At 60.1% G+C, this 24,238-nt stretch carries 20 protein-coding genes; 19 read left to right on the forward strand and 1 reads right to left on the reverse strand.

Features of this window, described 5'->3' with window-relative positions; translation table 11 throughout:
• Position 1: 1 nt before the first annotated feature.
• The gene (locus FPL22_RS05355) at positions 2-1,642 is read left to right on the forward strand and encodes a peptide ABC transporter substrate-binding protein (RefSeq protein ID WP_144229076.1); all 1,641 of its coding nucleotides are present in this window, start codon (positions 2-4) and stop codon (positions 1,640-1,642) included.
• Between the two features lie 59 nt (positions 1,643-1,701).
• On the forward strand, positions 1,702-2,709 hold the full coding sequence (locus FPL22_RS05360) for a carboxypeptidase-like regulatory domain-containing protein (RefSeq protein WP_144229077.1): 1,008 nt from the start codon (positions 1,702-1,704) through the stop codon (positions 2,707-2,709).
• A gap of 288 nt (positions 2,710-2,997) precedes the next feature.
• Here FPL22_RS05360 and FPL22_RS05365 read toward each other — a convergent pair whose 3' ends face one another.
• Complete coding sequence (locus tag FPL22_RS05365; RefSeq protein WP_144229078.1) at positions 2,998-4,239, reverse strand: Zn-dependent hydrolase; 1,242 nt, start codon at positions 4,237-4,239, stop codon at positions 2,998-3,000.
• Positions 4,240-4,464: 225 nt separating this feature from the next.
• Between FPL22_RS05365 and preA the strand changes: the two genes are divergently transcribed.
• The 17 genes from preA (at position 4,465) to FPL22_RS05450 (ending at position 24,230) form a co-directional block, all read left to right on the forward strand.
• Complete coding sequence (gene preA, locus FPL22_RS05370) at positions 4,465-5,604, forward strand: NAD-dependent dihydropyrimidine dehydrogenase subunit PreA (protein WP_144229079.1); 1,140 nt, start codon at positions 4,465-4,467, stop codon at positions 5,602-5,604.
• 21 nt (positions 5,605-5,625) lie between these two features.
• A complete protein-coding gene (locus FPL22_RS05375) occupies positions 5,626-7,113 on the forward strand; it encodes a CoA-acylating methylmalonate-semialdehyde dehydrogenase (RefSeq protein ID WP_144229080.1) in 1,488 nt (495 codons plus the stop codon).
• A gap of 5 nt (positions 7,114-7,118) precedes the next feature.
• Positions 7,119-8,501, forward strand: a complete 1,383-nt coding sequence (hydA, locus tag FPL22_RS05380; protein ID WP_144229081.1) for a dihydropyrimidinase — start codon at positions 7,119-7,121, stop codon at positions 8,499-8,501.
• Between the two features lie 13 nt (positions 8,502-8,514).
• The gene (locus FPL22_RS05385) at positions 8,515-9,963 is read left to right on the forward strand and encodes an NCS1 family nucleobase:cation symporter-1 (protein ID WP_144229082.1); all 1,449 of its coding nucleotides are present in this window, start codon (positions 8,515-8,517) and stop codon (positions 9,961-9,963) included.
• 62 nt (positions 9,964-10,025) lie between these two features.
• Positions 10,026-11,357, forward strand: a complete 1,332-nt coding sequence (locus FPL22_RS05390) for an aspartate aminotransferase family protein (RefSeq protein WP_144229083.1) — start codon at positions 10,026-10,028, stop codon at positions 11,355-11,357.
• Positions 11,358-11,443: 86 nt separating this feature from the next.
• Entirely contained in the window at positions 11,444-13,063 is a 1,620-nt protein-coding gene (locus FPL22_RS05395) for a peptide ABC transporter substrate-binding protein (protein WP_144229084.1), read from the forward strand.
• 50 nt (positions 13,064-13,113) lie between these two features.
• Entirely contained in the window at positions 13,114-14,034 is a 921-nt protein-coding gene (locus FPL22_RS05400; RefSeq protein WP_144229085.1) for an ABC transporter permease, read from the forward strand.
• A gap of 13 nt (positions 14,035-14,047) precedes the next feature.
• Positions 14,048-14,956 (forward strand): ABC transporter permease, encoded by a 909-nt coding sequence (locus FPL22_RS05405; protein WP_144229086.1) that lies wholly within the window; start codon positions 14,048-14,050, stop codon positions 14,954-14,956.
• A gap of 39 nt (positions 14,957-14,995) precedes the next feature.
• Positions 14,996-16,744, forward strand: a complete 1,749-nt coding sequence (locus tag FPL22_RS05410; protein WP_144229087.1) for an ABC transporter ATP-binding protein — start codon at positions 14,996-14,998, stop codon at positions 16,742-16,744.
• A 22-nt stretch (positions 16,745-16,766) separates the two neighbouring features.
• Positions 16,767-17,153 carry a DciA family protein gene (locus FPL22_RS05415; RefSeq protein ID WP_144229088.1) on the forward strand — a complete coding sequence of 129 codons (387 nt, stop codon included), beginning with the start codon at positions 16,767-16,769 and terminating at the stop codon, positions 17,151-17,153.
• A 264-nt stretch (positions 17,154-17,417) separates the two neighbouring features.
• A complete protein-coding gene (rpsO, locus tag FPL22_RS05420; protein WP_144229089.1) occupies positions 17,418-17,681 on the forward strand; it encodes a 30S ribosomal protein S15 in 264 nt (87 codons plus the stop codon).
• Positions 17,682-18,008: 327 nt separating this feature from the next.
• Complete coding sequence (pnp, locus tag FPL22_RS05425) at positions 18,009-20,225, forward strand: polyribonucleotide nucleotidyltransferase (protein ID WP_144229090.1); 2,217 nt, start codon at positions 18,009-18,011, stop codon at positions 20,223-20,225.
• 123 nt (positions 20,226-20,348) lie between these two features.
• Positions 20,349-21,143 (forward strand): 5'/3'-nucleotidase SurE, encoded by a 795-nt coding sequence (surE, locus tag FPL22_RS05430; RefSeq protein ID WP_144229091.1) that lies wholly within the window; start codon positions 20,349-20,351, stop codon positions 21,141-21,143.
• A 25-nt stretch (positions 21,144-21,168) separates the two neighbouring features.
• Positions 21,169-21,846, forward strand: coding sequence for a DUF2959 family protein (locus FPL22_RS05435; RefSeq protein ID WP_144229092.1), 678 nt, complete (start codon positions 21,169-21,171; stop codon positions 21,844-21,846).
• 143 nt (positions 21,847-21,989) lie between these two features.
• Positions 21,990-22,961 (forward strand): ABC transporter ATP-binding protein, encoded by a 972-nt coding sequence (locus FPL22_RS05440; RefSeq protein ID WP_144229093.1) that lies wholly within the window; start codon positions 21,990-21,992, stop codon positions 22,959-22,961.
• A 12-nt stretch (positions 22,962-22,973) separates the two neighbouring features.
• Positions 22,974-23,447, forward strand: a complete 474-nt coding sequence (locus tag FPL22_RS05445; RefSeq protein ID WP_144229094.1) for an META domain-containing protein — start codon at positions 22,974-22,976, stop codon at positions 23,445-23,447.
• Positions 23,448-23,651: 204 nt separating this feature from the next.
• Positions 23,652-24,230 (forward strand): methyltransferase family protein, encoded by a 579-nt coding sequence (locus FPL22_RS05450; RefSeq protein WP_144229095.1) that lies wholly within the window; start codon positions 23,652-23,654, stop codon positions 24,228-24,230.
• Positions 24,231-24,238: the final 8 nt, after the last annotated feature.

Raw genomic sequence — 24,238 nt, forward strand, 5'->3', positions numbered from 1 at the left:
CATGCGTCCGTCCGCCGCCCGTCCTCCGTCCTCCGTCCTCTGTCTTCTGTCCGCCGTCCTCTGTCTTCTGTCCATCACCGGCTGCACCAAACGCGAAACCGCCGTCGAACGCGGTAACCGCGAACAGATTCTCATCCGCGGCATGGGCCCCGAGGTCGCCGATCTCGACCCGCACCTCGCCACCACCGCCAACGATTATACCGTCCTCTCCGCTCTCTTCGAGGGACTCGTGGCCGAAGACCCGCAGACTCTCGCCCCCGTCCCCGGTGTCGCCGAACGCTGGGAACTGTCCGCCGACGGGCTCACCTATACGTTTCACCTTCGCGCCAACGCCCGCTGGTCTAACGGCGAGCCGGTCACCTCGCGCGATTTCATCGGCTCCTGGAAACGCGTGCTCACGCCGTCCCTCGCCGCCGACAACGCGTATCTTCTCTACATCGTCCAGAACGCCGAGGCGTTTCACAAAGCCAAGCTCACGAATTTTTCCCAGGTCGGCTTCTCCGCACCCGACGACCGCACCGTCCGCATCACGCTCGAGCACCCCGCCGCCTCCTTCCTCTCCATGGTGCAGCACTGGGTGTGGTGGCCCGTGCACGTGCCCACGCTCGAAAAATCCGGCTCACCCTACACGCGCGGCAACCGCTGGACGCTCCCCGCCACGTTCGTCGGCAATGGTCCGTTCGCCCTCAAGGAATGGCGCACCGGCCAGCACATCGACGTGGTCAAGTCCGCCACCTACTGGGACGCCGCGACCGTCCGCCTGAACGGCATTCGCTTCCTGCCCATCGAGGATCTCAACGCCGAGGAACGCGCGTTCCGCTCCGGCCAGCTTCACCTCACCGAGGCCATGCCCGTCGCCAAGGTCGACGCCTACCGCAAGGACAACCCCGCCGTCCTCCGCATCGATCCGTATCTCGGCACCTACTACTACACGCTCAACACCAACCGACCTTTCCTTAACGACGTCAAAGTCCGCCGCGCCCTCGCCCTCGCCGTGGACCGCGCAGGCATCGCCGAAAAAATCCTTCGCGCCGGCCAGCAACCCGCCCACGCCTTCACCCCTCCAGGCACCGCCGGCTACACGTCCACCTCCGGCATTGCCACCGACTTCAACGAAGCCCGCCGCCTGCTCACCGAAGCCGGTTATCCCGAAGGCAAAGGCGCGCCCGTCCTCGAAATCCTGCTCAACACCTCCGACAACCATCGCATCATCGCCGAGGCCATGCAGGCGACCTGGCGCGCCGAGCTCGGCTTGGAAATCCGCCTGCTCAACATGGAAGGCAAAAGCGTGCTCGCCGCCCGCCGCGCAAAAGATTTCCAGATCCTGCGTTCGTCCTGGATCGGTGACTACAACGACCCCGCGACGTTCCTCTCCGTGTGGACGGCCGACAGCGGCAACAACCACAGCGGCTGGAGCAACCCCGCCTACGACCAGTTGCTCTTCCAAGCCGCCCGCACCTCCGACGCCACCGCTCGCAACGCACTCTTTGAACAAGCCGAAGCGATCCTCATCGCCGATGCACCGTTCGTCCCGATCTATCATTACACGCACGTCTTCCTGTTAAACCCATCCGTGCAAGGCTGGCATCCAACGATCCTCGATCACCACCCCTACAAGCACGTTTGGCTTCAAAGCCAGTAGTCCACACTGACGGCGCTCCAAACTTTTTATAGAACTATATTTGAGAATGTTCGCTAATTATGAAATCCAAACGAATCTTTTTTGTCGCGATATTTTTATTAATACTAGGTGTCAGCTTATGGTGGTCTATATCCCCAAAAAAGCCGGCCGAATCGTCGCATGCGGCTGCGTTAATCGAACCCTCACAAGAACCAACGCAGCAAATCACGGAACCGACCTTAATCGTTCCGCCTCCTCGCAACGCAAGCCCTGAGGATCTGCATCAATGGTGGCTTAAAATGTCTAAGCTAGATCAAAAATTTGAATGGAAGATGCCAATAGAGTTTTACGGAAAAGTCATAGATGATGAAGGGCTTCCAGTATCGGCCGCAATCGTAAGCATGCATTGGACCGATATCTCTCCCAATGGCACCTCCGAACGGACTATGACAGCTGATACTCAGGGAAATTTTAGTTTAAACGGAGTTAACGGTAAGCGCTTAATTATTCGTATAAAGAAAGATGGTTACAGAATATATGATAGCGGCAACCGATTCAGCTTTGAATACGCTGCCTACTATGAACCGGAGTGGCACGTTCCGAATGCAGGCAACCCGGTCATCTTTAAGATGCATAAAAACCGCCAGGCCGACCCGCTTGTTGTTCGTGAAAATCAAGAGGCTGAACTTTCCTCAGGTCAAAAGCGTTCCTTTGTTATAGGCCCCAAAGGTGCGGCCGTGATGGTGGAACGTTTGCCCAATATAGATACTAGCCGCAAGGGTTGGGCGGCCCGTATAAGCGTTCCCGGTGGTGGTCTCGTTATATCGACAGTAGAGTTTCCGATTGAGGCTCCAGAAACTGATTACATGGAAACCATTGAGGTAACAGATAAAACACCCAAGCCAGTTGTTTGGCAGGGCGATAACGGCGCAGCCTTTTTTGTTAAAACGCAGCAAGGGTATGGTCGGGTCACAGTGCGCAACACACCTGGCGCGGCTTGGGTCTATGTCACGTCCTACTTTAATCCGAACCCGGCCAGCCGGAACTTGGAATTTGATCCCGCCAAAGTGATAAAGCCCGCGCCGTAACGTCTGCGCAACGTCCCCAATCACCAAACGGCACACGTCGCGCCAGCCCTCCGCAGCCTCCGAGCCGTCAAGCAGTCTACTTCCTCCTCCGCCCGCGATAACGCGTGCTCCGTCCGGTGGAGTGCAACCCCGCTGGGAGCGGCCTGGACGGTGCAGTGGCTCGCGCGAAGCGGCACTCCGCCAGTCCGCGCCGTCACGTCTACGACGACCGTGCTCTGTGCCGCCTGTGCACGGAGGTATGCCCTCTTAAAGGTGACCGAAGGACACTTCAGATCCCGCCCAGCCTGCTTATGCGCTATGCTTGATCCACGTCATTGTTTTTTCCGCGAGGCGGTCGAACGCAACCACGCAGGCTTCGAGGTGTTCTTCTTTCGTGTCTTCGATTTTGTTGTGACTGATGCCGTGCAAACTTTGCACGAACATCATCACCGTCGGCACGCCCGCTCCGCACATTTCCGCCGCATCGTGCAACGGGCCCGACGGCATGCGGTGCGATACTCCGCACGTTTCCTTAATCGCCTCGTCGCAGAGTTCGATTAACTCCGGCGCAAACGGACGCGGTTCGATGTGCCACAACCGTTCCCACTCCACGGTCATGCCTCCCTCCATCGCGAAGCGTTCGCTGGCCGCCTTCGCCTCGGCCAGCATGCGCGCCAGCGCGTCCGCATCCAGATGCCGTTGATCGAGCGTGATCCGGCACTCCGCCACCACACTTGTCACGATCCCCGGCTTCGTCGTGCAGGATCCGATCGTGCACACGCCGCCGTTCCGGTCCGTGATCGCATAAATTTCCGGACTCATCCGTGCCGCCGCCAGGAACGCATCCTTGCGCCGATTCATCGGCGTGCTGCCCGAGTGCGCCGCCTGGCCGCGAAACGTGATCGCATGCCGTTCCACGCCGAACGTCCCCAGCACTGCGGCCAGCGGCAGGTCGAGGTCCAGCAGCACCGGACCTTGCTCGATGTGCAATTCGATGTAGGCGGCCGCGGACTTCAACTCCACGCCGCTGTCCTTCACGCTCTCAAACTCCAGATCACACGCCTGCAACGCCTCGGGCAACCTCGTGCCCGTTTTGTCCGTCAACTTTCGTGCCTCGTCCATGTCGAGCGTGCCCGCGCATGCCGACGAACCGAATAAACTTTTCCCAAAGCGCGCACCTTCTTCGTCCGCCCAATCCACGAGCCGCACCGTCACCGGCGGGCGTCCACCATATTGCGTTACGATGCGCCGCAGAATCTCCACGCCCGCGACCACGTTGAGGCAGCCGTCGAGCCAGCCGCCGTTCGGAACCGAATCCAGATGACCGCCGATCACCAGCGCGCGCTCGGAATCACCCTTCAACGTCGCCCAGAAATTCCCCGCCGCGTCCGTGTGCATTTCCACCGGCAGCTCCTCGAGCTTGGCGCGCAGCCACGCGCGCGCGCTCAACCACGTTCCGCCAAACGCCACGCGTTGCGCACCGTTTTCATCACCGGTGAGCCGGCGCAATTCCTTCAGCTCGGCCACTGTTCGCTTCGGATCTAAGGTCATGACATGTCGTGAGGTTGAGGCGGCCGGCATGCCCCGCTGCAGTTTAGGCACGGCCGATGCTAGAACCATGAGTCAGCAACTAATGAGCCAGCCCGCGTTCTCGCCCGCTCGCTCTCGCACGAATGATCTTTCAACAAGACACGCCCGCCGAGCACCCCCGGAGAACCTCACTCCCCATCCAGCGGCTCATTCCTGCGCACACCCACCGCGCACCGATTTTTTAACATGCCCACCCTATCCACTGTCGTCGACGGCCTGAAGCTTCCCAATCCTTTCATCATCGGCTCCGGCCCTCCCGGCACCAACCTCAGTGTGATCAACCGCGCGTTTCGCGAGGGCTGGGGCGGCGTCATTGCCAAGACCGTCAGTCTCGACGCCTCGAAGGTCGTCAACGTTTCCCCCCGCTACGCCAAACTCCACTCCAACAACGGCGAGATCATCGGCTGGGAAAACATCGAGCTCATCAGCGACCGTCCCTTCAAAATCTGGGAGGACGAATTCAAGCGCTGCAAAGATGCCCAGCCTCCCGGTGCGTTGATCGCCTCCATCATGGAGGAGTTCAACAAGGACGCGTGGATCGAGCTCGTGCAGCGTTGCGAGGCGGCCGGCGTCGATGCGTTCGAACTCAACTTCTCCTGCCCTCACGGTTTGCCTGAACGCAAGATGGGCGCCGCCATGGGCCAGGACCCCGCGATTCTCGAGGAAGTGTGCGGTTGGGTGAAGTCCGCCACCAAGCTCCCCGTCTGGGCAAAGATGACGCCCAACATCACCCACATCGAAGATCCGGGCCGCGCCGCACTTCGCGGCGGCGCCACCGGTCTCGCAGCCATCAACACGATCCGCAGCGTGATGGGCGTTAACCTCGAAACGCTGCGCCCCGAACCCACCGTCGAGGGCTACACCACGCCCGGCGGCTATTCGTCGAAAGCCGTGAAACCCATCGCACTTCGCATGGTCATGGAGCTCGCGACCATGATTCAGAAAGAATTCCCCGATCGCAGTCTCTCCGGCCTCGGCGGAATCGAAACGGGCGAGGACGCCGCGCAGTTTATTCTCCTCGGTGCCGACACCGTTCAAGTCTGCACAGGCGTCATGAAGTTCGGCTACGAATGCGTGAAGCCCATGCAGGACCAGCTCCTCGCGTTCATGGAAAAACACAAATTCGAGACCATCGCGGACTTCAAAGGCAAGAGTCTCCCCTACTTCACCACGCACGCCGATCTCGTCGTCAAACAAACCGCCCGCAAGGACGCCCAAAAAGCCGCGGTCGCCGCCTCCGCTTCAGCCACGAAAAAAATGGTCGCCAACGATGCGGAATGGACCGGCGACGATTTCGTCAAGCAGTCCAACGACCTCGCCCGCTAACGTCCGACCAACGGACGCGTCATGTCCCTTCCCATCTGTCAGAACTACATCGGCGGCCAGTGGATGCCCGCGTCGTCTTCAGCGACGACGCCCGTGTTCAATCCGTCGACCGGTGAGATTATCGCCACTTGTCCCGTCGGCACCTGCGTCGACGCCGAGGCCGCGATCGCAGCTGCTGCTGCCGCATTTCCTGCGTGGCGCGACACACCGCCTGTTGATCGCGCACGTGTATTTTTCCGCTATCGCCATCTGATCGAACAAAACTTCGAACGCATCACTGCGTTGATCTGCCGCGAACACGGCAAGACCGCCATCGAAGCCAAAGGCGACCTGCATCGCGGACTCGAAAACGTCGAATACGCCTGTGGGATCCCCACGTTGCTCATGGGCGACACGCTCGAAAATATCGCCCGCGGCGTGGATTGCGAAACAATGAACCAGCCGCTCGGCGTCTGCGTCGGCATCACGCCGTTTAACTTTCCTGCAATGGTTCCGCTCTGGATGTTCCCGTTGGGAATCGCGTGCGGAAACACCTTCGTTTTCAAGCCGAGCGAAAAAGTCCCGCTCACCGCCATCGCACTCGTCGAACTCCTCATCGAAGCCGGCCTGCCCAAAGGCGTGATGAACCTCGTTCACGGTGGTCGTGAAGTCGTGGACACGCTCCTCACCCATCCGACCGTCAAAGCCATTTCCTTCGTCGGCTCAACTCCCGTCGCCAAACACATCCACGAGACCGGCACGCGCCACGGCAAGCGCGTCCAAGCCAACGGCGGCGCCAAAAACTACATCGTCATCATGCCCGATGCCGACATGGGCAAAACCGTCGAAAACCTCGCCACCGCCGCCTTCGGTTGCGCCGGCGAGCGCTGCATGGCGGGCTCCACCGCGATCACTGTGGGCGCCGCCGCCGATAAACTTCTCCCCGATCTCATCACCGCAGCCAAGGCCATCAAGGTCGGCCCCACCGATCGCGCCGCGCAACCACACATGGGCGCCGTTATCACCGCAGCCCACCGCGATCGCATCGCCAGCCTGGTCGACAGCGGCGAATCCGAAGGCGCCAAAATTCTGGCCGACGGCCGCACACTCAAAGTTTCCGAAGCGCCCGCCGGTTTTTATTTTGGACCGACCATTGTCGACGACGTTCGAGACCACATGGCACTCGCCCGCGAAGAAGTTTTCGGCCCTGTGCTCAACGTCATCCGCATGGACGACCTTGATGCCGCCATCGAGACGACCAACCGATCCGCCTTCGGCAACGGTGCGGCGATTTTCACCAATTCAGGTCAGGCGGCCCGTGAGTTCAAACACCGCGTGAAGGCGGGCATGATTGGCATCAACGTGGGCGTGCCCGCCACCATGGCGATGTTCCCGTTCACCGGCTGGGACGATTCTTTCTTCGGCGACCTCCACATTCAGGGCAAGGAAGCCGTCCAATTCTACACGCGCCAAAAAGTCGTCAGCACCCGCTGGTTCTCCGAAGGCGTCGGCGATGTCTGGAAAAAGTAACGCCCATGAGCCTCTTCATTAAAAACGGCGAAATCGTCACCGCCACCGAACGCTACATCGCCGACATTTATTGCGAGGGTGAAACCATTTCAGCCATCGGCCGGAATCTCCCTGCGCCGACCGGAGCCGAGATCATTGATGCCACCGGAAAATACATCTTCCCCGGCTTCATCGATCCGCACACGCACATCTATCTTCCGTTCATGGGAACGTATTCGAAAGATACTTACACCACAGGAACGCAGGCCGCTCTGGTGGGAGGAACCACCACCATCTTTGACATGTGCTGCCCTTCGCGCGCGATGTCAGCCAAGGAGGGCTTCGACACCTGGAATACCCAGTCCGACGGCAAAGCCTGCTGCGATTACAGCTACCACATGGGCGTGACCAAATTCGATGACGCCTCGGCCAATCAACTCCGCGCCATCGTTGCGGCAGGCGTATCGTCTTTCAAAATCTTCCTGGCCTACAAAGGCGCGTTCGGCATCGACGACACGGAACTTTACCGGACCCTCAAACTGGCCAAGGAACTGGGCGTCATCGTCACCGCCCACTGCGAAAACGAGACGCTTATCGCCGAGCGTCAAAAGGAACTGCTCGCCGCGGGAAAAACCGATCCCGCCCAACATCACGAGAGCCGTCCGCCACTCGTCGAGGCCGAGGGCGTCCACCACTTGATGACGTTCGCCGAGTTGACCGGCACTTCCGTTTACATCGTTCACCTGAGTTGCGAAGAAGCCCTCAAGAACGCCGTTGATGCCCGCCTCCGCGGCGTCGATGTCTCCGTCGAAACACTCATCCAATATCTGCTCATCGACAAAACCTACGCCGAAAAAACCGACTTAGAGGGTGCCAAATTTGTCATGTCCCCACCGCTGCGCGACGCCCGCAACCAGCCCGTGCTCTGGAACGCTCTTCGCACCGGCCTCATTCAAACCGTCGCCACGGACCACGCTCCGTTTGATTTCAAAGATCAAAAACCCATGGGTGCCGCCGATTTCACGAAGATACCCAACGGAATCCCCGCGCTCGAGGACCGCATCAACCTACTCTACACGTATGGCGTTAAAACCGGCCGCCTCGACCTGAATACCTTCGTGAATGTCGCCAGCACTCAAGCCGCCAAACTCTTCGGTCTTTTCCCTCGCAAGGGCTGCATTCAAATCGGCGCGGACGCCGATCTCGTCATCTACGATCCGGCTTATCGTGGTAAAATTTCTGCCGCCACCCAGACGATGAACGTGGATTACAGCGGCTTCGAAGGCTGGCCCATCGAAGGTCGTCCGTCCGTCGTCACCGTTCGCGGAGAGGTCGCCGTCCGTGGCGGCAAATTCACCGGAACCATCGGCCGCGGCCAATTCCTGAAACGCGCTCCGAACCATTTCTGATCCGTTAGCCCGCATGGCCGAAATCACCTCCAGCCCTCTCTACAACGCCGACCTCGCCCCCGTCGATCCGGCGAAACGCACGTGGACCACCTGGCACATCGCCGCGCTCTGGGTCGGCATGGCCGTGTGCATCCCGACTTACACGATGGCGGGCAACCTCATTGGCACCGGCATGAACTGGTGGCAGGCTCTCATCACCATCTTCCTCGGCAACGTCATCGTGCTCATCCCGATGACCCTCAACGCCCATCCCGGCACCGCCTATGGTATCCCGTTTCCCGTCCTCCTCCGCGCCAGCTTCGGAACACGCGGTGCCAACATCGCCGCCGTCATGCGCGGTATCGTCGCCTGCGGTTGGTTTGGTATCCAGACATGGATCGGGGGCTCCGCCATCTACGCCACCGCCGCGCTCATCTTCAGTTTCGATCCGGCCACCGCCCCCGCGCTCCCCGTCCTCGGCATCAGCGCCGGACAATTTTTCTGCTTCCTCCTCTTCTGGGCGCTCAACATCTACTTCATCGTGCGCGGCATGGACTCGATCAAATGGCTCGAAGCCCTGTCCGCGCCGTTTCTCCTTCTCGTCGGCGCCGCGCTCATCGTATGGGCCTACAACGCCGCCCACGGCTTCGGCCCCATCTTTTCACAACCCTCCAAGTTCGCTACTACCTCCGAATTCTGGCCGGTCTTCGGCGCCAGCCTTACCGCACAGGTCGGCTTCTGGGCCACGCTCTCGCTCAACATCCCCGACTTCTCCCGCTTCGCCAAAAACCAGCGCTCCCAGATCATCGGCCAGGCCATTGGTCTTCCGCCGACCATGGTGCTCTATTCCTTTGTCGGCATCGTCGCGACCAGCGCAACCATCGTAGTCTTCGGCGAAGCCATCTGGGATCCCGTCCAGCTCATCGCCAGGTTCAACAGCCCCGTCCTCTCCGTCATCGCATTACTCGCGCTTTCCATCGCGACGCTCTCCACCAACATCGCCGCCAATGTCGTTTCACCCGCCAACGACTTCGCCAACCTCGCTCCTCGACTCATCAGTTTCAAAACCGGCGGCATCATCACCGCTGTTATTGGCGTAGCGATGTTTCCGTGGAAGCTCATGGCTGATCCCACCGGCTACATTTTCACCTGGCTCATCGGCTACGGAGCGCTCCTCGGCCCCATCGCCGGCATCATGATCGCCGACTACTTCGTCATCCGCAAACGCCGCCTCGACGTCGACGCCCTCTACGACCCGACCGGCTCCTACAGCTTCACCAAAGGCTTCAGTCTCGCCGGACTCGGTGCGTTCACCCTCGCCGTGCTGCCCAACCTGCCCGGCTTTCTCGCCGTCACTCACGTCATAGCGGCGGATTCGATCCCGCCGATCTTCCACACCCTCTACAACCAAGCGTGGTTCGTCGGCTTCGCCCTCGCCTTCGCCCTCTACATTGCCTTCCGCAAACTCTCCAAACCCGCCTGACCTCAGCCTTTCCCACATTAGTGCCCATTAGTGTTCATTAGTGGTTAAAAATTCACTCCTCCATGCCCACTCTCCCTCCCTGCTCCTACGTCCCTCAGCCCTACACCGGTCCCACTCCCGACGAAATTCTCGCGATGCGTCAGGCGCACGTGAACCCGGGCATTTTTCATTATTATAAAAAGCCACTCACCATCGTTGAGGGCAAAGGCCAGTGGCTCTTCGACGAAACCGGCCGCCGTTATCTCGATGGTTTTGGTGGCATCGTCACCGTCTCCGTCGGCCATTGCCACCCGCACGTCAACGCCGCCGCCAATGCCCAGAACGCGCTCATCCAGCACACGACGACGATCTACCTGAATCCCAACATCGCGCTCTACGCCCGCGACCTCGCGGCCAAGATGCCCGGCGATTTGAAGGTCGTTTACTTCGTCAACTCCGGCTCCGAGGCCAACGACCTCGCCCTCCTGATGGCCCGCGCCTACACCGGCAACTACGACGTCGTCGCCCTGCGCAACGCCTACCACGGCGGCAGCCAGTCCACCATGGGCCTCACCTCCCACCACACCTGGAAATACAACGTTCCCGGCGGCTTCGGCGTCCACCACGCGCTCATGCCCGACTCCTACCGCGGCCCCTTCGTCGGTGATCCCGATGCCGCCACCAAATATGCCGATGACATCCAGAACCTGATCCAATTCGGCACTAGCGGCCGCATCGCAGCCTTCTTCGCCGAATCCATCCAGGGAGTCGGCGGCACCATTGTCTTCCCTGACGGGTATTTGAAAAAGGCTTACGCCCACGCCCGCGCCGCCGGCGGTCTCTGCGTGGCCGACGAAGTTCAGGCCGGCTTCGGTCGCACCGGCACGCACTACTGGGGTTTCGAAACCCAAGGCGTCATTCCCGACATCGTCACCATGGCCAAGGGCATCGGCAACGGCTGCCCGCTCGCCGCCGTCGTCACCACGCCCGAGATCGCCAAAACCCTCGCAGCCCGCATCCACTTCAACACCTACGGCGGCAACCCCGTTTGCACCGCGATGGGTCGCGCCGTCCTCGAGGTCATCGACCAGGAAGGTCTTCAGGCCAACAGCCTCGCTCGCGGCGCCCAACTCAAAGCGGGCTTCGCCAAACTCGCCGAGAAACATACCTTGATCGGCGACATTCGCGGACTCGGCCTGATGCTGGGCGTCGAGCTGGTCAAAGACCGCACCACCAAGGAACCCGCCACCGCCGAGTGTCTCGCCGTCTTCGAAAAATGCCGCGAGCTAGGGCTGCTCATCGGCAAAGGAGGACTCAAGGGCAACACCCTCCGCATCAAACCCCCGATGTGCATCACCGAGGCCGACGCCGACTTCCTCCTCGCCGTCCTTGATGAGGCGCTGGCCGGTGTTTAAGCGGCGTTGATTCAAACAAAAGTTTCCTCGTTAAAAATACATGGGGACTCCCTTGCCGGACGCCCGTCAGACGTTTAACTCGGCGCATGTTCACGCCCCTTTTTCGTCGTGCCGGCCTGCTCGCCACCGCCTTTCTGCTGATCTTCATCGCCGGCTGTTCTAAAAAAGAAGTCTCCACCGAAACCGCGAACGGCAAAGTTCTCCGCATCGGCAACGGCGCTGAACCCGAGGATATCGATCCGCAGGTCGTGACCGGTGTCGGGGAAAACAAGATCATCACCGCGCTCATCGAAGGGCTCGTCACCTACTCGCCCGACGGTGGCATCGCCCCCGGTGTTGCGGAAACCTGGGAAATTTCCGCCGACGGCCTGCTCTACACGTTCCACCTGCGAGACAATGCAAAATGGTCCAACGGCGATCCCGTCACCGCCCAGGATTTCGTGCGTTCATTCCAACGCATGCTCACGCCGTCGCTTGGTGCCGAATACGCCTATAAACTTTTCCATCTCGTCAACGGCGAGGAGTTCAACACCGGGAAAATCACCGATTTCGCCCAAGTCGGCGCCAAGGCCCTCGATGCCCGCACGCTGCAACTCACGCTCAAGCACCGCACGCCCTTCCTCCTCGAATCACTCAAGCACTACGCGTGGTTTCCCGTGCATATTCCCACCGTCGAAAAATTTGGCGGACTCACCCGCAAGGGCAGCGCATGGACCCGTCCCGGCAACTACGTGGGCAATGGCCCGTTCAACCTCGTTAGCTGGAAACCCAACCAGAAAATCACCGTCACCCGTTCCGCGACTTATTGGGACCACGCGACGGTGAAGCTCGATGGCATTGAGTTCTACGCGATCGACAAGGACGACACCGAGGAGCGCCTCTTCCGCACCGGCGAACTCGATTATTCCTACACGCTCCCGCTCAACAAAATCGAGACCTACCGCCGCGAACATCAGGACACTTACCGGCAGACGCCTTACTACGGCGTTTACTTTTATCGCCTCAACACCACCCGAAAACCGCTCGACGACAAACGCGTTCGTCGCGCCCTCGCCCTCGCCATCGATCGTGAATCCTTGATCAAAAATATTCTGCGCAGCGGCGGCCAAAGTCCTGCGCTTAACTTCACGCCCCCTTCCGATAAATTCACCTCGAATGCTCGCATCGCCGGCGATCTCGACGAAGCCAAACGCCTGCTCGTCGAAGCGGGTTACCCTGAGGGCAAGAACATGCCGCCGGTTGAGATTCTCTTTAATACTTCGGAGAGCCACCGCGTCATCGCCGAAGCCATTCAACAGATGTGGAAGACCCGTCTGGGTGTGAATGCCCTGATCGTAAATCAGGAGTGGAAAGTGTATCTCAACTCCCAGCAGACCCTGAATTATCAGGTCGCCCGCGCAGGTTGGATTGGCGACTACGATGATCCCAACACCTTCCTTGATATGTGGGTGACCGGCGGAGGCAACAACCAGACCGGCTGGTCCAACGCCGAATACGATCGCCTGCTTCACGGCGCACTGGCCACGCCCACCGAAGAAGCCCGCATGGCTGTATATCAAAAACTAGAAGCAATCTTGGCCGACGAAGTGCCGGTCATCCCGATTTATTTTTACTCCCGCATCTATGCGATCAGCCCCAAGGTCAAAAACTGGATCACCACGCCGCTCGACAACCGTGCATGGAAGTGGGTGGACTTGGCCGATTAATTCATGTCTGCCTTGGGGTGAGTATTCGCTTTTCACTTTAACCGCCTTCCATGTTTCGCTTCATCGCCCGACGTCTTCTGGAGACGATTCCCGTCCTCTTCATCATCGTCACGGCCACTTTTTTCATGGTGCGGTTCGTCCCCGGCGGTCCCTTTGACAGCGAGAAGGCCACGACGCCCGAGATCCGCGCCAACCTCGAAGCCTACTACGGCCTGAACCTCCCGCTTCACCAGCAATACACCAACTACCTGAAGGCCGTCGTGCTCCACGGTGATCTTGGCCGCTCGACCAAATACGCCAGCCGCACCGTTAACGAAATCATCGCCGACAAGCTCCCGGCGTCCCTCCAACTCGGCGGGCTGTCCCTCCTCATCGCGCTGGCCCTCGGACTCACCGCCGGAGTGATCGCTGCGGTAAAGCGCAACACGAAGATTGATTACTTTGCATCGTCCTTCGCGATGGTAGGCATCTGCGTGCCGACTTTCGTGCTCGGGCCGTTACTGGTTCTCGTGTTCGCCATTCACCTCGGCTGGTTCAGCGCCTCGGGCTGGTATGAATGGCAGGATCGCATTTTGCCCTCAATCACCCTCGGCATCGTTTACGCCGCCGGCATCGCGCGCCTGACACGCGGAGGCATGCTGGAGGTTCTCAACCTTGATTACATTCGCACTGCCCGCGCCAAGGGAGCTTCCGAAACCCGGATCATTTTCAAACACGCGCTACGCGGAGGCCTGCTGCCCGTGGTTTCTTATCTCGGGCCCGCGATCGCAGGTATTCTCACGGGTTCGTTTGTCATCGAGACGATTTTCCAGATCCCCGGCCTCGGCCGCGAATTCGTCAACAGCGCCTTCAACCGAGACTACACCTTGGTGCTCGGCACCGTGATTCTTTACGCAGTCCTTATCATTGCCCTCAACCTCGTCGTCGACGTGGTCCAGGTGTGGCTCAACCCGAAACTCAAATTTGAGTAAGCCACGCGCCCCCATGTTATCGCCCGCCCCCGAAAAATTACCGTCCGCTGATCTCACGATCGCGCAGCTCGAAAAAGGCGTCTCCCCGTGGCGCGACGCCTGGCACCGCCTTCGCCGCAACCGCCTCGCCGTTTTCAGCGGAATAGTGCTGATCACTCTGGGCATCCTCTGCGTGGTCGGCCCTTGGCTCAGTCCTTATGGTTACGAGGACAACAATCTCGACAACACGTTCTCGCCTCCTTCGTTCACGCACTGGCTGGGCACGGATCAGTTGGGCCGCGACCTGTTTACGCGGTTGATGTATGGTGGTCGCATCTCGCTCATGGTCGGCCTCGTCGCGACATTTGTCGCGCTCACCATCGGCGTGATTTACGGAGCCGTTTCCGGTTACGCCGGCGGCAAGCTGGATCGCGTCATGATGCGCATCGTTGATATCATCTACGCACTTCCGTTCACCATTTTCGTGATTTTGCTCACGGTGATGTTCGGGCGGGACATCAAACTCATCTTCATCGCAATCGGCGCGGTTGAATGGCTCACGATGGCCCGCATCGTTCGCGGTCAGATCATGTCGATTAAGCGCATGGAGTTCATCGAAGCCGCCCGCTCGCTCGGACTTTCGCGGCCGCGCATCCTGTTTCGCCACATGATCCCCAACATCCTTGGACCGATCATCGTCTACACGACGCTCACCATCCCGGGCGTCATGTTGCTGGAGGCCTTCCTCGGATTCCTCGGCCTCGGCGTGCAACCGCCCATGAGTTCCTGGGGCGTTCTCATCAAAGATGGAGCCGAGCGTATGGAAGAATACCCGTGGCTGCTCATGTTTCCCGGCACGGTATTTTCGTTAACCCTCTTCTCCCTCAACTTCCTCGGTGACGGCCTCCGCGACGCCCTCGACGTGCGCTCGGCCAAAGATTGAGGTGGAATGCTAGGGTTTCGCAGGGTTTAGTGACTTTTCATGCGTCGTTTCCGTCCCTACTTTTCCTACCTCAAAGCGGTTCGCGGATCCATCATCCTGGCGCTTCTGTGCGGCATCGTCTACGGCGCCGCCAACGGCGCCGGCCTGCCATTGATGGTAAAGAAAATCTTCCCCAAGATTTTCGATCCTGAAGCGGCGCGCCTGACCGATTGGCAGCTTATGCTGATCGCGCTGTGGCTGCCCACCATCTTTGCGCTGCGTGGAGTCGCCGGATACTTCAACAGCTACCTGATCCAATACGCCGGCACCCGCATTCTGGAGGCTTTGCGTCTGGACTACTTCCGCAAGCTGCAGGTGTTGCCCGTATCGTTTCTGCAGCGGCAAAAAACCGGCGACCTCATCTCGCGAGGCATGACCGATACGCAGACGCTGCAGACCGCGCTCACGACGTTCGCCAACGATATTTTCAAACAGCCGACCACCCTGATCGGCGCACTGGGTTATCTGGGTTATCTGGCCTACACGGAACGCGGCGTCTGGCTGGTATTGGTGAGTATGGCGGTGATCCCGCTGTGTATCCTGCCCATTCGCTATGTAGGCAAACGCCTGATCAATCGCGCGCGCCAATTGCAAGGCCAGCTCGGTCAGGTTAGTGAACGCTTCAGCGAGAATCTCAACGCCGCCCGCGAAGTGCGAGCTTTCAGCCTCGAGGAAATCGAAATCAACCGTCTGCGCACGCTCACCAACAGTCTGGTGGTTTCGCAGATGAAGGTGACCAAATATACCCAGGCACTCACGCCTTCGATCGAGCTCATATCGGCCGCCGGCATCTCAATGACCCTAGTGTATGCCTACAAGACCGGCCTGTCCCTGCCGGCGTTTGTCTCCATCATCACCGCACTCTACACCTGCTACGATCCCATCAAGAAACTGGGCGCGCTGCAGAACATTACCAAGATCGGCTCGGCCGCACTGGACCGTCTGGAAGTGGTGTTAAACGCCCCCAACTCCATCGCCGACCCGGTGAATCCCGTGCCCCTTGGCCGCGCCCAAGGCAATCTCGCGTTCGAGCATGTAGTGCTCACGTATGACAACGACACCGCGGCGTTGCGCGATGTGAGCATTTCCATTCCGGCCGGCACCACCTGCGCACTGGTCGGTCCGAGCGGCGCCGGCAAATCGACCTTCGCCAACCTCGTGCCGCGGTTTTACGATGTGTCCTCGGGTCGCATCACGTTGGATGGTGTTGATATTCGCGATGTCTCCCTCGCTGACCTTCGTCGCAATATCGCCATCGTATCCCAGGAGCCGGTGCTTTTTAACGACACTGTCTACAACAACCTTCTCCTCGGCCGCCACGACGCCACGCGCGAAGAAGTCGAACAAGCCGCGCGCGATGCGTTCGCCCACGATTTTATCTTAACCCTGCCGCAAGGCTACGAAACCATCGTGGGAGAGCGCGGCGCCACGCTCTCCGGAGGCCAGCGCCAGCGTCTCGCGGTGGCCCGTGCCTTCCTGCGAAACGCACCGATCCTCATCCTTGATGAGGCCACCAGCGCCCTCGACAGCGAAAGCGAAGCCGCCATTCAGCTCGCGCTTCGCAAACTCGTCGTGGGCAAGACTGTGCTGATTATTGCGCATCGCTTCAGCACCATTCGCGATGCCTCGTTGATCCTGGTGTTTGATCAAGGCCGGATCATCGATGCGGGCCCGCACACCGAGTTGTATGAGCGCAACCCTCTCTACAAGGGTCTCTATAACCGCCAAGGTTCGTTTGAGACGGCCTGATCTACGCCGCCGGCCCCGTCCAATGCCTCCGGAACCAGCACCTTTTTCCTTCCAGGCGGAAAAACTCATCGCCGCGTTACGCCGTGTGCCCGACACCACGCCGGCGCGTATGAAAAAGCGTCCGACCAAGGAACTCTCCGGCTTGGTCGAGGAGCTGATGATCAAATTCCAGATCGGCCGCGACTCCCCCGAACAGTTGATTCGCGATAACTGGGCCGAGCTCGTCGGCGCCGCCAATGCACATTATTCGCACGCCGTGCAGATCGATGCGCGCGGTCGTCTCACGATTCTCGCCGGCCACGCCGTGGTTCGCAACGAGCTCTTCATTCATCGCAAGATGATCGTCGACCGCATCAAAAAGCTTCCAGGCTGCGGACACGTGAAGGAACTGAACATCCGCGCCGGCTGATTCCCCGCAGATCTCCTGCAAATAGATACACCAAACCCAACGCGGGCGAAATTTTCGCTTGCCGACGCCTTGATGATTCGGGAAGTTGGCTCCTTGCGTTAGTGAAGCTCCGTCGGTTACGGGGCTCCACCATGACTGGTTTGGCACTCCGCCAAATTGGAACGGTGACGCCGGCAAACGCCGTGGTTTTCGCCACGTCGGGAGCGGGTGGCACGGGGCCTGCAAATGGTCCCCTACAGTCGTGTAACCCAGTTAAACTAAACCATGTCAACGATCGCCAAACCCGAAATCATCTCCAACTACAAAATCCACGATACGGACACCGGTTCTTCCGAAGTCCAGGTCGCGCTGCTGACCGCTCGCATCAATCACTTGACCGAGCACCTCCGCACCCACCGCAAGGATTTCCATAGCCGCCGTGGCCTTCTCCAGATGGCCTCCCGCCGCCGCAAGCTGCTGGACTATCTGAAGCGCCACAACCTGCCGAAGTATAACGAACTTCTGCAGCGTCTCAGCCTCCGCAAGTAATTGCCCCTTTAGCAACACGGGCGCCCTCATCCGGAGGGCGCCCGTTGTCTATCCGACACTCGAGACTAGCGCGGGACATTTCTGATTGCCGCCGACCATCCGTCGGAACCAACCAGAAATCTCTCGTCCAAGACGAGGATTGCGAGACGGGTCACCCGTTCAGTTCAGATTTCAAAAATTTTCCGCCGACACCCGCGCCTCCGTGCGCGGCCTTCGCCCGCCCTTCCGGCTGGCCTGTCGTCGAAATCCCCGAGCCGTCCCTGCCGCGTGTCGCAGGCCGTCTCTTCTATCCGCGACGCGCAACCGTATCCGAAACAGAACTACATCATGTCCCTTAAGCAGAAACACTCCGTCACGATCCCCGAACTCGGGATCACCCTGTCCACCGGCACCTACGCCGCCCTAGCCAATGGCGCGGTCAACGTTGCCGTCGGTGAGACCAACGTCTTCGTCACCGCTTGCGTCGCCGCCAGCATGAAACCCGGCCAGGACTTCTTCCCCCTCACTGTCGATTACCGCGAGAAATACGCCGCCGCCGGCCGCTTCCCCGGCGGTTACTTCAAGCGCGAAGGCCGTCCGTCCGAAAAGGAAATCCTCACCTCCCGCCTTTGCGACCGTCCTTGCCGCCCCCTCTTCCCCGAGGGTTTCCTCAATGAGGTCCAGATCATCGGCCAGCTGATGTCGGCCGACCAGATCAACGAGGCCGACATCCCCATGGTCAACGGCGCCTCCGCCGCCCTCGCCATCTCCGACATTCCGTGGAACGGACCGATCGCCGCCGTGCGCGTTGCCGAAATCGACGGCGTGTTCGTCGCCAACCCGACCATCGAACAGATGTTCCAATCCTCCCTCGACCTCATCTACGTGGGCAACGAGAAGGACATGCTCATGATCGAAGGCTCCGCCGATCAGATCCCCGAAGACCGTTTCATCGAGGCCCTCGAATTCGCGCACAACGCCATCCAGCCGATCATCCGCGGCATCAAGGAACTCGTCGCCCTCGTCGGCAAGCCCAAGGCCCACTTCGCCCTCGTCGGCGCCAGCCCCGAGGCCCGCGCCATCATCGAGCGCGTCGTCCCCACCGAGCGCATCGTCACCGCGATCTTCGGCCACGAAAAAGCCGTCCGCTCCGCCAACGTCAAGGGCCTCAAGGCCGAAGCCCACGCCGCCCTCTCGCTCGAGCTCGGCGCCGGCCGCTTCAGCGACGTGGACCTCAACGTTGTCTTCGAAGACCTCCAATACAAAGCCTACCGCAAAGCCGTCCTCGAGCGCGGCGTCCGCGCCGATGGCCGCGATGCCAAGAGCCTCCGCCCGCTCCACTCCGAGGTCGGCATTCTCCCCCGCGTCCACGGTTCCGCCTCCTTCAAACGTGGCGACACCCAGAGCATAGTTCTCACGACCCTCGGGCCGACCAAGGAGGCCCAGGACCTCGACGCCCTCACCGGCGGCGTGAAGTCCAAGAGCTTCATCCTCCACTACAACTTCCCGCCGTTCTCCGTCGGTGAAACCGGTCGCTTCGGTTCCCCCGGTCGCCGCGAAGTCGGCCACGGCGCCCTCGCTGAGCGTTCCCTCGTCCCCGTCCTCCCGCCCGAGGATGTGTTCCCCTACTCCATCCGCGTCGTCTCCGAGATCATGGCCTCCAACGGCTCGACCTCGATGGCCTCGATCTGCGGCGGCTGCTTGTCCCTCATGGACGCCGGCGTGCCCATCATCGCCCCCGTCGCCGGTATTTCCTGCGGTCTCATGACCGAGACCGCCGCCGACGGCTCCATCGCCAAGTGGACCACCATCACCGACATCATCGGTGAGGAAGACCATTTCGGTGACATGGACTTCAAGCTCGCCGGCACCACCAAGGGCATCACTGGCTTCCAGCTCGATCTGAAGATCAACGGTCTTCCCTTCGAGATCGCCAAGGTCGCCATCCACCAGGCCCGCGAAGCCCGCGTCGAGATCCTCAAGAACATGATGGCCTCGATCCCCGCGCCCCGCAAAGACCTCAGCGCCTTCGCCCCCCGCATCCAGACCGTGCAGATCGATCCCGAAAAGATCGGCCTCCTCATCGGACCCGGCGGCAAAACCATCCGTCGCATCGTGGAAACGACCGGCGCGCAGATCGACATCGCCGACGACGATTCAGGCAAGGTGTTTATCTACTCCAACAACGCTGAAGCCTCGGCCCGCGCCCTCCAGGAAATCGACTCCCTCTGCGGTGGCGGCAGCGGTGGTGGCGGTCGCGGCGGCAACGCCGGCGGCCCTCCCATCGAGGAAGGCAAGATCTACACCGGTCGCGTAACCGGCGTGAAAGAATTCGGCGCCTTCGTCGAATGCTTGCCCGGCAAGGAAGGCCTCTGCCACATCAGCGAACTCGCCGACTTCCGCGTGCGCCGCACCGAAGACGTCGTGAAGATGGGCGACAGCATCACCGTAAAGTGCATCGGCATCGACGAGCGCTCCGGCAAGGTCCGCCTCAGCCGCAAAGCCGCGATGAAAGAACTCGAAGGCCAGGGCCAGCCCGCTGCCTCCGAAGCCCCCGTCGCCTAATCGGCACCGCTCCCCACAAAGCCGCAGCCTCACCGCTGCGGCTTTTTTGCGTCGTCTGACTCCGTCTCCTTTCCGTCTACTCGCTACCCGCTGCTCACTACTCTCTACTTCTCCAGCCTCCCCATGCGCCTCCTCATCACCAACGACGACGGCATCGACAGTCCGTTCCTCCACGCGCTCACCGACGCCCTCCGCGCCGCCCGCCACGACCTGCGCATCGCCGCACCCAAGACCGAGCAAAGCTGGATCGGCTGCGCCAAATCCCGTCTTCGTCCCGTCGCCTCCGCCGTCGCCATCCGCGACTTCGGCTGCCCCGCCTGGATGATCGATGGCACGCCCAGCGACTGCGTGAGCATCGCCCTCGCCCACCTCCTCCCGCCCGACGAACCCATCGATGCCGTCGTCTCCGGCATCAACATCGGCCGCAACGCCTCCCTCGGCTTCATCCTCGCCAGCGGCACCATCGCCGGCGCCTGGGAAGGCGCCGTCCACGGGCTTCCCGCCATCGCGTTTTCACAAGACCTCACCGCCGCGCAATTCGAGGCCTACCGCACCTCCGGTCACCGCGCCGACGCCGATCTTCAACACACGCTCGACGCCTCCGCCACCCGCGCTGCGCAACTCGTGCCCGGCCTGGTCGCCTCCACGCCCGCACGCGGCTTCATCGTTCACAACGTCAACTTCCCGTATCCATGCGGGCATGACACACCCGTTCATCGCACGATTCCCGCCCGCGTGATCGTCCCCGGCCTCTTCGGCCCCGCCGCCGATGACGGCACGCATCGCTTCATCTTCAAATTTGGCGAAGACATCTCGCCGCCCTCCCCGCTTACCGACGCCGCCGCGCTCTCCGCCGGCTTCATCAGCCACACCGTTCTTGATTACACAGCGTTGGGAACAAACGGGTTCCCAAGCTGACAATGGTAAGGAACAACCCCTTATTATGATGAAACCTCGCACCTCACTCTTTGCCCTTTCGTTTTCGGCCGGTCTCCTCGCGCTGACTTTGACTGGATGCTCGTCCTTCTCCGGTCGCTCCGCCGGCCCCGATGCCACCAAGCCTGTTGGAGGCAAGGCCATCAACCTCCTGCAGCTTCGCGACAACGTAAAAGCCACCCGCGTTTCGCTCAATCGCACGACCGATGCGCTCAACCGCATCCCTACCGCACCGAACGCCCAGGAAGCTTACGCATCCTTCAGCTTGGAGCTGGCCGCCTTCAAGAAACTGTCCGCAGAAACTCTTCAGGACTCAGCCGATGTCCGTAATCGCGGCCGCGAACTGTTCACCCAGTGGGACCTCGAAACCCAATCGATCAAGAACCCCGATATCCGCGCGATTGCCGAGAAGCGCCGTAGCGCTCTTTCCGCCTCCTATAATGAGATGATCACGCCCTTGATCACCGCTCGCGTTGATCTCGCCGATGTCACCTCCGATCTCACCGACATCCAGAAGGCCCTCTCGCTTGATCTCACTCCCGCCGGTATCGACGCCGTCAAAAAGCCCATCGATAAGATCAACCGCTCCGCCAAAACCTCGGCCAACAGCCTTGATGCATTTGCGGACAAGCTGGACAAGATCGTCGCCGAACTTCCCTCGGCCACCGTCGCTCCGGTAAAATAATCGGCATCTAGTCACCGATTCACCCGCCCGGCCCGAAACGGCCGGGCTTTTCATTGCATCCGCCCGACCACTGCGGCGAAAACCGTAACAATCCCCTTTGCGTCAGCTTAGCTTTGCGTCACGTTGAACGACTCCGCTTTCCCATGATCGAAGTTCGCAATCTCACCCGGGTCTTTCGCACCTATAAAAAACAGCCCGGTTTCTGGGGCGGCATCAAAGGGCTCTTTAAACGCGAGTTCGAGGAAACCGCCGCGGCGAAAGATATCACGTTCGACATCGCCGAGGGTGAATTCGTCGGCTTCCTCGGTCCCAACGGCGCCGGCAAGACCACGACCCTCAAAATGCTCTCGGGCTTGATTTACCCGACCAGCGGCACGGCCCGCGTGGCCGGTTACGATCCCACCAAACGCGAAAACGCCTACCGCCGTCTCTTCGCCTTGGTCCTCGGCCAAAAAAATCAACTTTGGTGGGATCTGCCCGCGCAGGAATCTTTCCTCCTGCTCCGCCATATTTACGGCATCCCCGCCAAACAGTATCAAGACACCCTCGACGAACTCGTCGACCTCCTCGATGTCCGCGCCAAGCTCAACGTCATGGTGCGCGAGCTTTCGCTGGGCGAACGCATGAAGATGGAGCTCATCGCCGCCCTGCTTCATCGTCCGCGCGTGCTGTTTCTCGACGAGCCCACCATCGGCCTCGACGTCGTTTCGCAGAAGGCCGTCCGCAATTTTCTCCGCGAGTATAATCGCAAATACAAGGTCACGATCCTGCTCACGAGCCACTACATGGCCGACATCAAAGAACTTTGCGAACGCGTGATCGTGATCCACAAGGGCATCAAGATTTACGACGGCGCACTTGACCGCCTGGAAGCCACCGGCGGTCGCAAAAAGATCATCAAGTTCCGTCCCGCCCAGCTGCCGTTCCCCGCACTGGACGAACTCGCCGGAGGCAAATCGACCGTCGCTGACGACGGTGAAGTCGTTCTGCACGTGCCCAGCGATCAGGTGGTTTCCATTTCGCAACGCATCCTCGCCGCCGGCCCCGTCGCCGACATCACGATCGAAGATGTGCCGCTTGAGGATGTTATCACCGAACTTTTCAACGCGCACTGAGTCTTACGCTTTATGTCACCTACCACCGCCTCCCGCCTGCTCGCCGTTCTTTTTGTCTTCGGTGGTCTCATCGCCTTATCCGGTTGCTTCAGCAGCACTTCACCTGCCAGCGGACAAAGTTCGATCCGCACACTGACCACATTGGGCAACACCAACTGGGTTCTGTCCTCCTGGACATCTGCGGATGGAAAAAAACAGCCCATCCTCAGTCCCGCGCCCACGCTTACGATCGGTTATCAAGGCCGCATCAGCGGCCAGTCCGGCGTGAACAACTATGTGGGCAACGTCCGGGTCTACGATGATCGGCTCAATTGGGGTGAGCATCTGGGAGTCACCCGCATGGCGGGCTCGCCCGAATTGATGGCCAGTGAAAATCGCTACCTCTCGGATTTGAAGCTGACCCAAAGCGTAACCGTGCGCGGCAACCTTTTGGTTTTCATGGGCAAAAAGAGCCCCCGTTTGGAATACGTCCGCGCTGATCCGTAAATCGTAAGCCTGTCTCTCTCGGACCAAACGCCTGAGTGATTCCACCAACCATATCTAGTGAATTCACACTAGCCTTGATGCGAACCAGCTGTAACTCAGGTTAAAGCGTTTTCACATCACGAACATACAGCGCAATTTTTTGAAGTTTCTCCGAGGATAAGTTCGCAATTATTTACTCAGGGCGATTTGAACCTGAACGTATATATGTCCATGCAACCCACCTTGGATTTACTCCCTGTTTTTTGCGCAATCGCTCTCTACATCGCACGCATCCGGGAGTTTTTTGTTAAACGGAATGTCATCGCCGGACAGGTGAATGAACGGGCTACTTTTCTCGCACTTTTGATCAGCGGCACGCTGGTGGTCACCCTCGCCTTGGTTGAGTATTTGGTGCGCGGGACCGGGTTTCATGCGCTGCCGTTTATCTGCGGCCTGATCGTGGCCGGATCGGCCTTCGTCATTCGCGCCGCCGCGGTTCGCGCCCTCGGCCGCATGTGGAGCGTTCATATTGAAATTCGTCGCGAGCACGAACTCGTGCGCGGAGGCCCATTTGCGTGGGTGCGCCATCCGATCTATCTGGCCGCCATTCTTGAACTCGTCGGAGCGATGTTATTGATGAACTCGCTCTATACTTGGATCGTCTTTGTGTTTTTCTTCATCCCGAGTTTATTTGCCCGCATTCGCCTGGAGGAACGCGCCATGATAGCCCAATTCGGCGACGCTTATGTGCGCTACCGTCAAACCACCCCCGCTGTCCTTCCCTGGCGAGGCCGCACCCACTGATTCATCAC

It is taken from the genome of Rariglobus hedericola, from assembly GCF_007559335.1.
GTDB classification, from domain to species: Bacteria; Verrucomicrobiota; Verrucomicrobiia; order Opitutales; family Opitutaceae; genus Rariglobus; species Rariglobus hedericola.

What these genes read in the sequence shown, in the direction of transcription:
- FPL22_RS05440 (WP_144229093.1), top strand. Translation starts at nt 21,990, where the DNA reads ATGATCGAAGTTCGCAATCTCACCCGGGTCTTTCGCACCTATAAAAAA.
- FPL22_RS05355 (WP_144229076.1), top strand. Translation starts at nt 2, where the DNA reads ATGCGTCCGTCCGCCGCCCGTCCTCCGTCCTCCGTCCTCTGTCTTCTG.
- surE (WP_144229091.1), top strand. Translation starts at nt 20,349, where the DNA reads ATGCGCCTCCTCATCACCAACGACGACGGCATCGACAGTCCGTTCCTC.
- hydA (WP_144229081.1), top strand. Translation starts at nt 7,119, where the DNA reads ATGAGCCTCTTCATTAAAAACGGCGAAATCGTCACCGCCACCGAACGC.
- FPL22_RS05360 (WP_144229077.1), top strand. Translation starts at nt 1,702, where the DNA reads ATGAAATCCAAACGAATCTTTTTTGTCGCGATATTTTTATTAATACTA.
- FPL22_RS05375 (WP_144229080.1), top strand. Translation starts at nt 5,626, where the DNA reads ATGTCCCTTCCCATCTGTCAGAACTACATCGGCGGCCAGTGGATGCCC.
- pnp (WP_144229090.1), top strand. Translation starts at nt 18,009, where the DNA reads ATGTCCCTTAAGCAGAAACACTCCGTCACGATCCCCGAACTCGGGATC.
- FPL22_RS05415 (WP_144229088.1), top strand. Translation starts at nt 16,767, where the DNA reads ATGCCTCCGGAACCAGCACCTTTTTCCTTCCAGGCGGAAAAACTCATC.
- FPL22_RS05410 (WP_144229087.1), top strand. Translation starts at nt 14,996, where the DNA reads ATGCGTCGTTTCCGTCCCTACTTTTCCTACCTCAAAGCGGTTCGCGGA.
- preA (WP_144229079.1), top strand. Translation starts at nt 4,465, where the DNA reads ATGCCCACCCTATCCACTGTCGTCGACGGCCTGAAGCTTCCCAATCCT.
- FPL22_RS05400 (WP_144229085.1), top strand. Translation starts at nt 13,114, where the DNA reads ATGTTTCGCTTCATCGCCCGACGTCTTCTGGAGACGATTCCCGTCCTC.
- FPL22_RS05395 (WP_144229084.1), top strand. Translation starts at nt 11,444, where the DNA reads ATGTTCACGCCCCTTTTTCGTCGTGCCGGCCTGCTCGCCACCGCCTTT.
- FPL22_RS05385 (WP_144229082.1), top strand. Translation starts at nt 8,515, where the DNA reads ATGGCCGAAATCACCTCCAGCCCTCTCTACAACGCCGACCTCGCCCCC.
- FPL22_RS05405 (WP_144229086.1), top strand. Translation starts at nt 14,048, where the DNA reads ATGTTATCGCCCGCCCCCGAAAAATTACCGTCCGCTGATCTCACGATC.
- FPL22_RS05365 (WP_144229078.1), bottom strand. Translation starts at nt 4,239, where the DNA reads ATGACCTTAGATCCGAAGCGAACAGTGGCCGAGCTGAAGGAATTGCGC.
- FPL22_RS05435 (WP_144229092.1), top strand. Translation starts at nt 21,169, where the DNA reads ATGATGAAACCTCGCACCTCACTCTTTGCCCTTTCGTTTTCGGCCGGT.
- FPL22_RS05390 (WP_144229083.1), top strand. Translation starts at nt 10,026, where the DNA reads ATGCCCACTCTCCCTCCCTGCTCCTACGTCCCTCAGCCCTACACCGGT.
- FPL22_RS05445 (WP_144229094.1), top strand. Translation starts at nt 22,974, where the DNA reads ATGTCACCTACCACCGCCTCCCGCCTGCTCGCCGTTCTTTTTGTCTTC.
- FPL22_RS05450 (WP_144229095.1), top strand. Translation starts at nt 23,652, where the DNA reads ATGTCCATGCAACCCACCTTGGATTTACTCCCTGTTTTTTGCGCAATC.
- rpsO (WP_144229089.1), top strand. Translation starts at nt 17,418, where the DNA reads ATGTCAACGATCGCCAAACCCGAAATCATCTCCAACTACAAAATCCAC.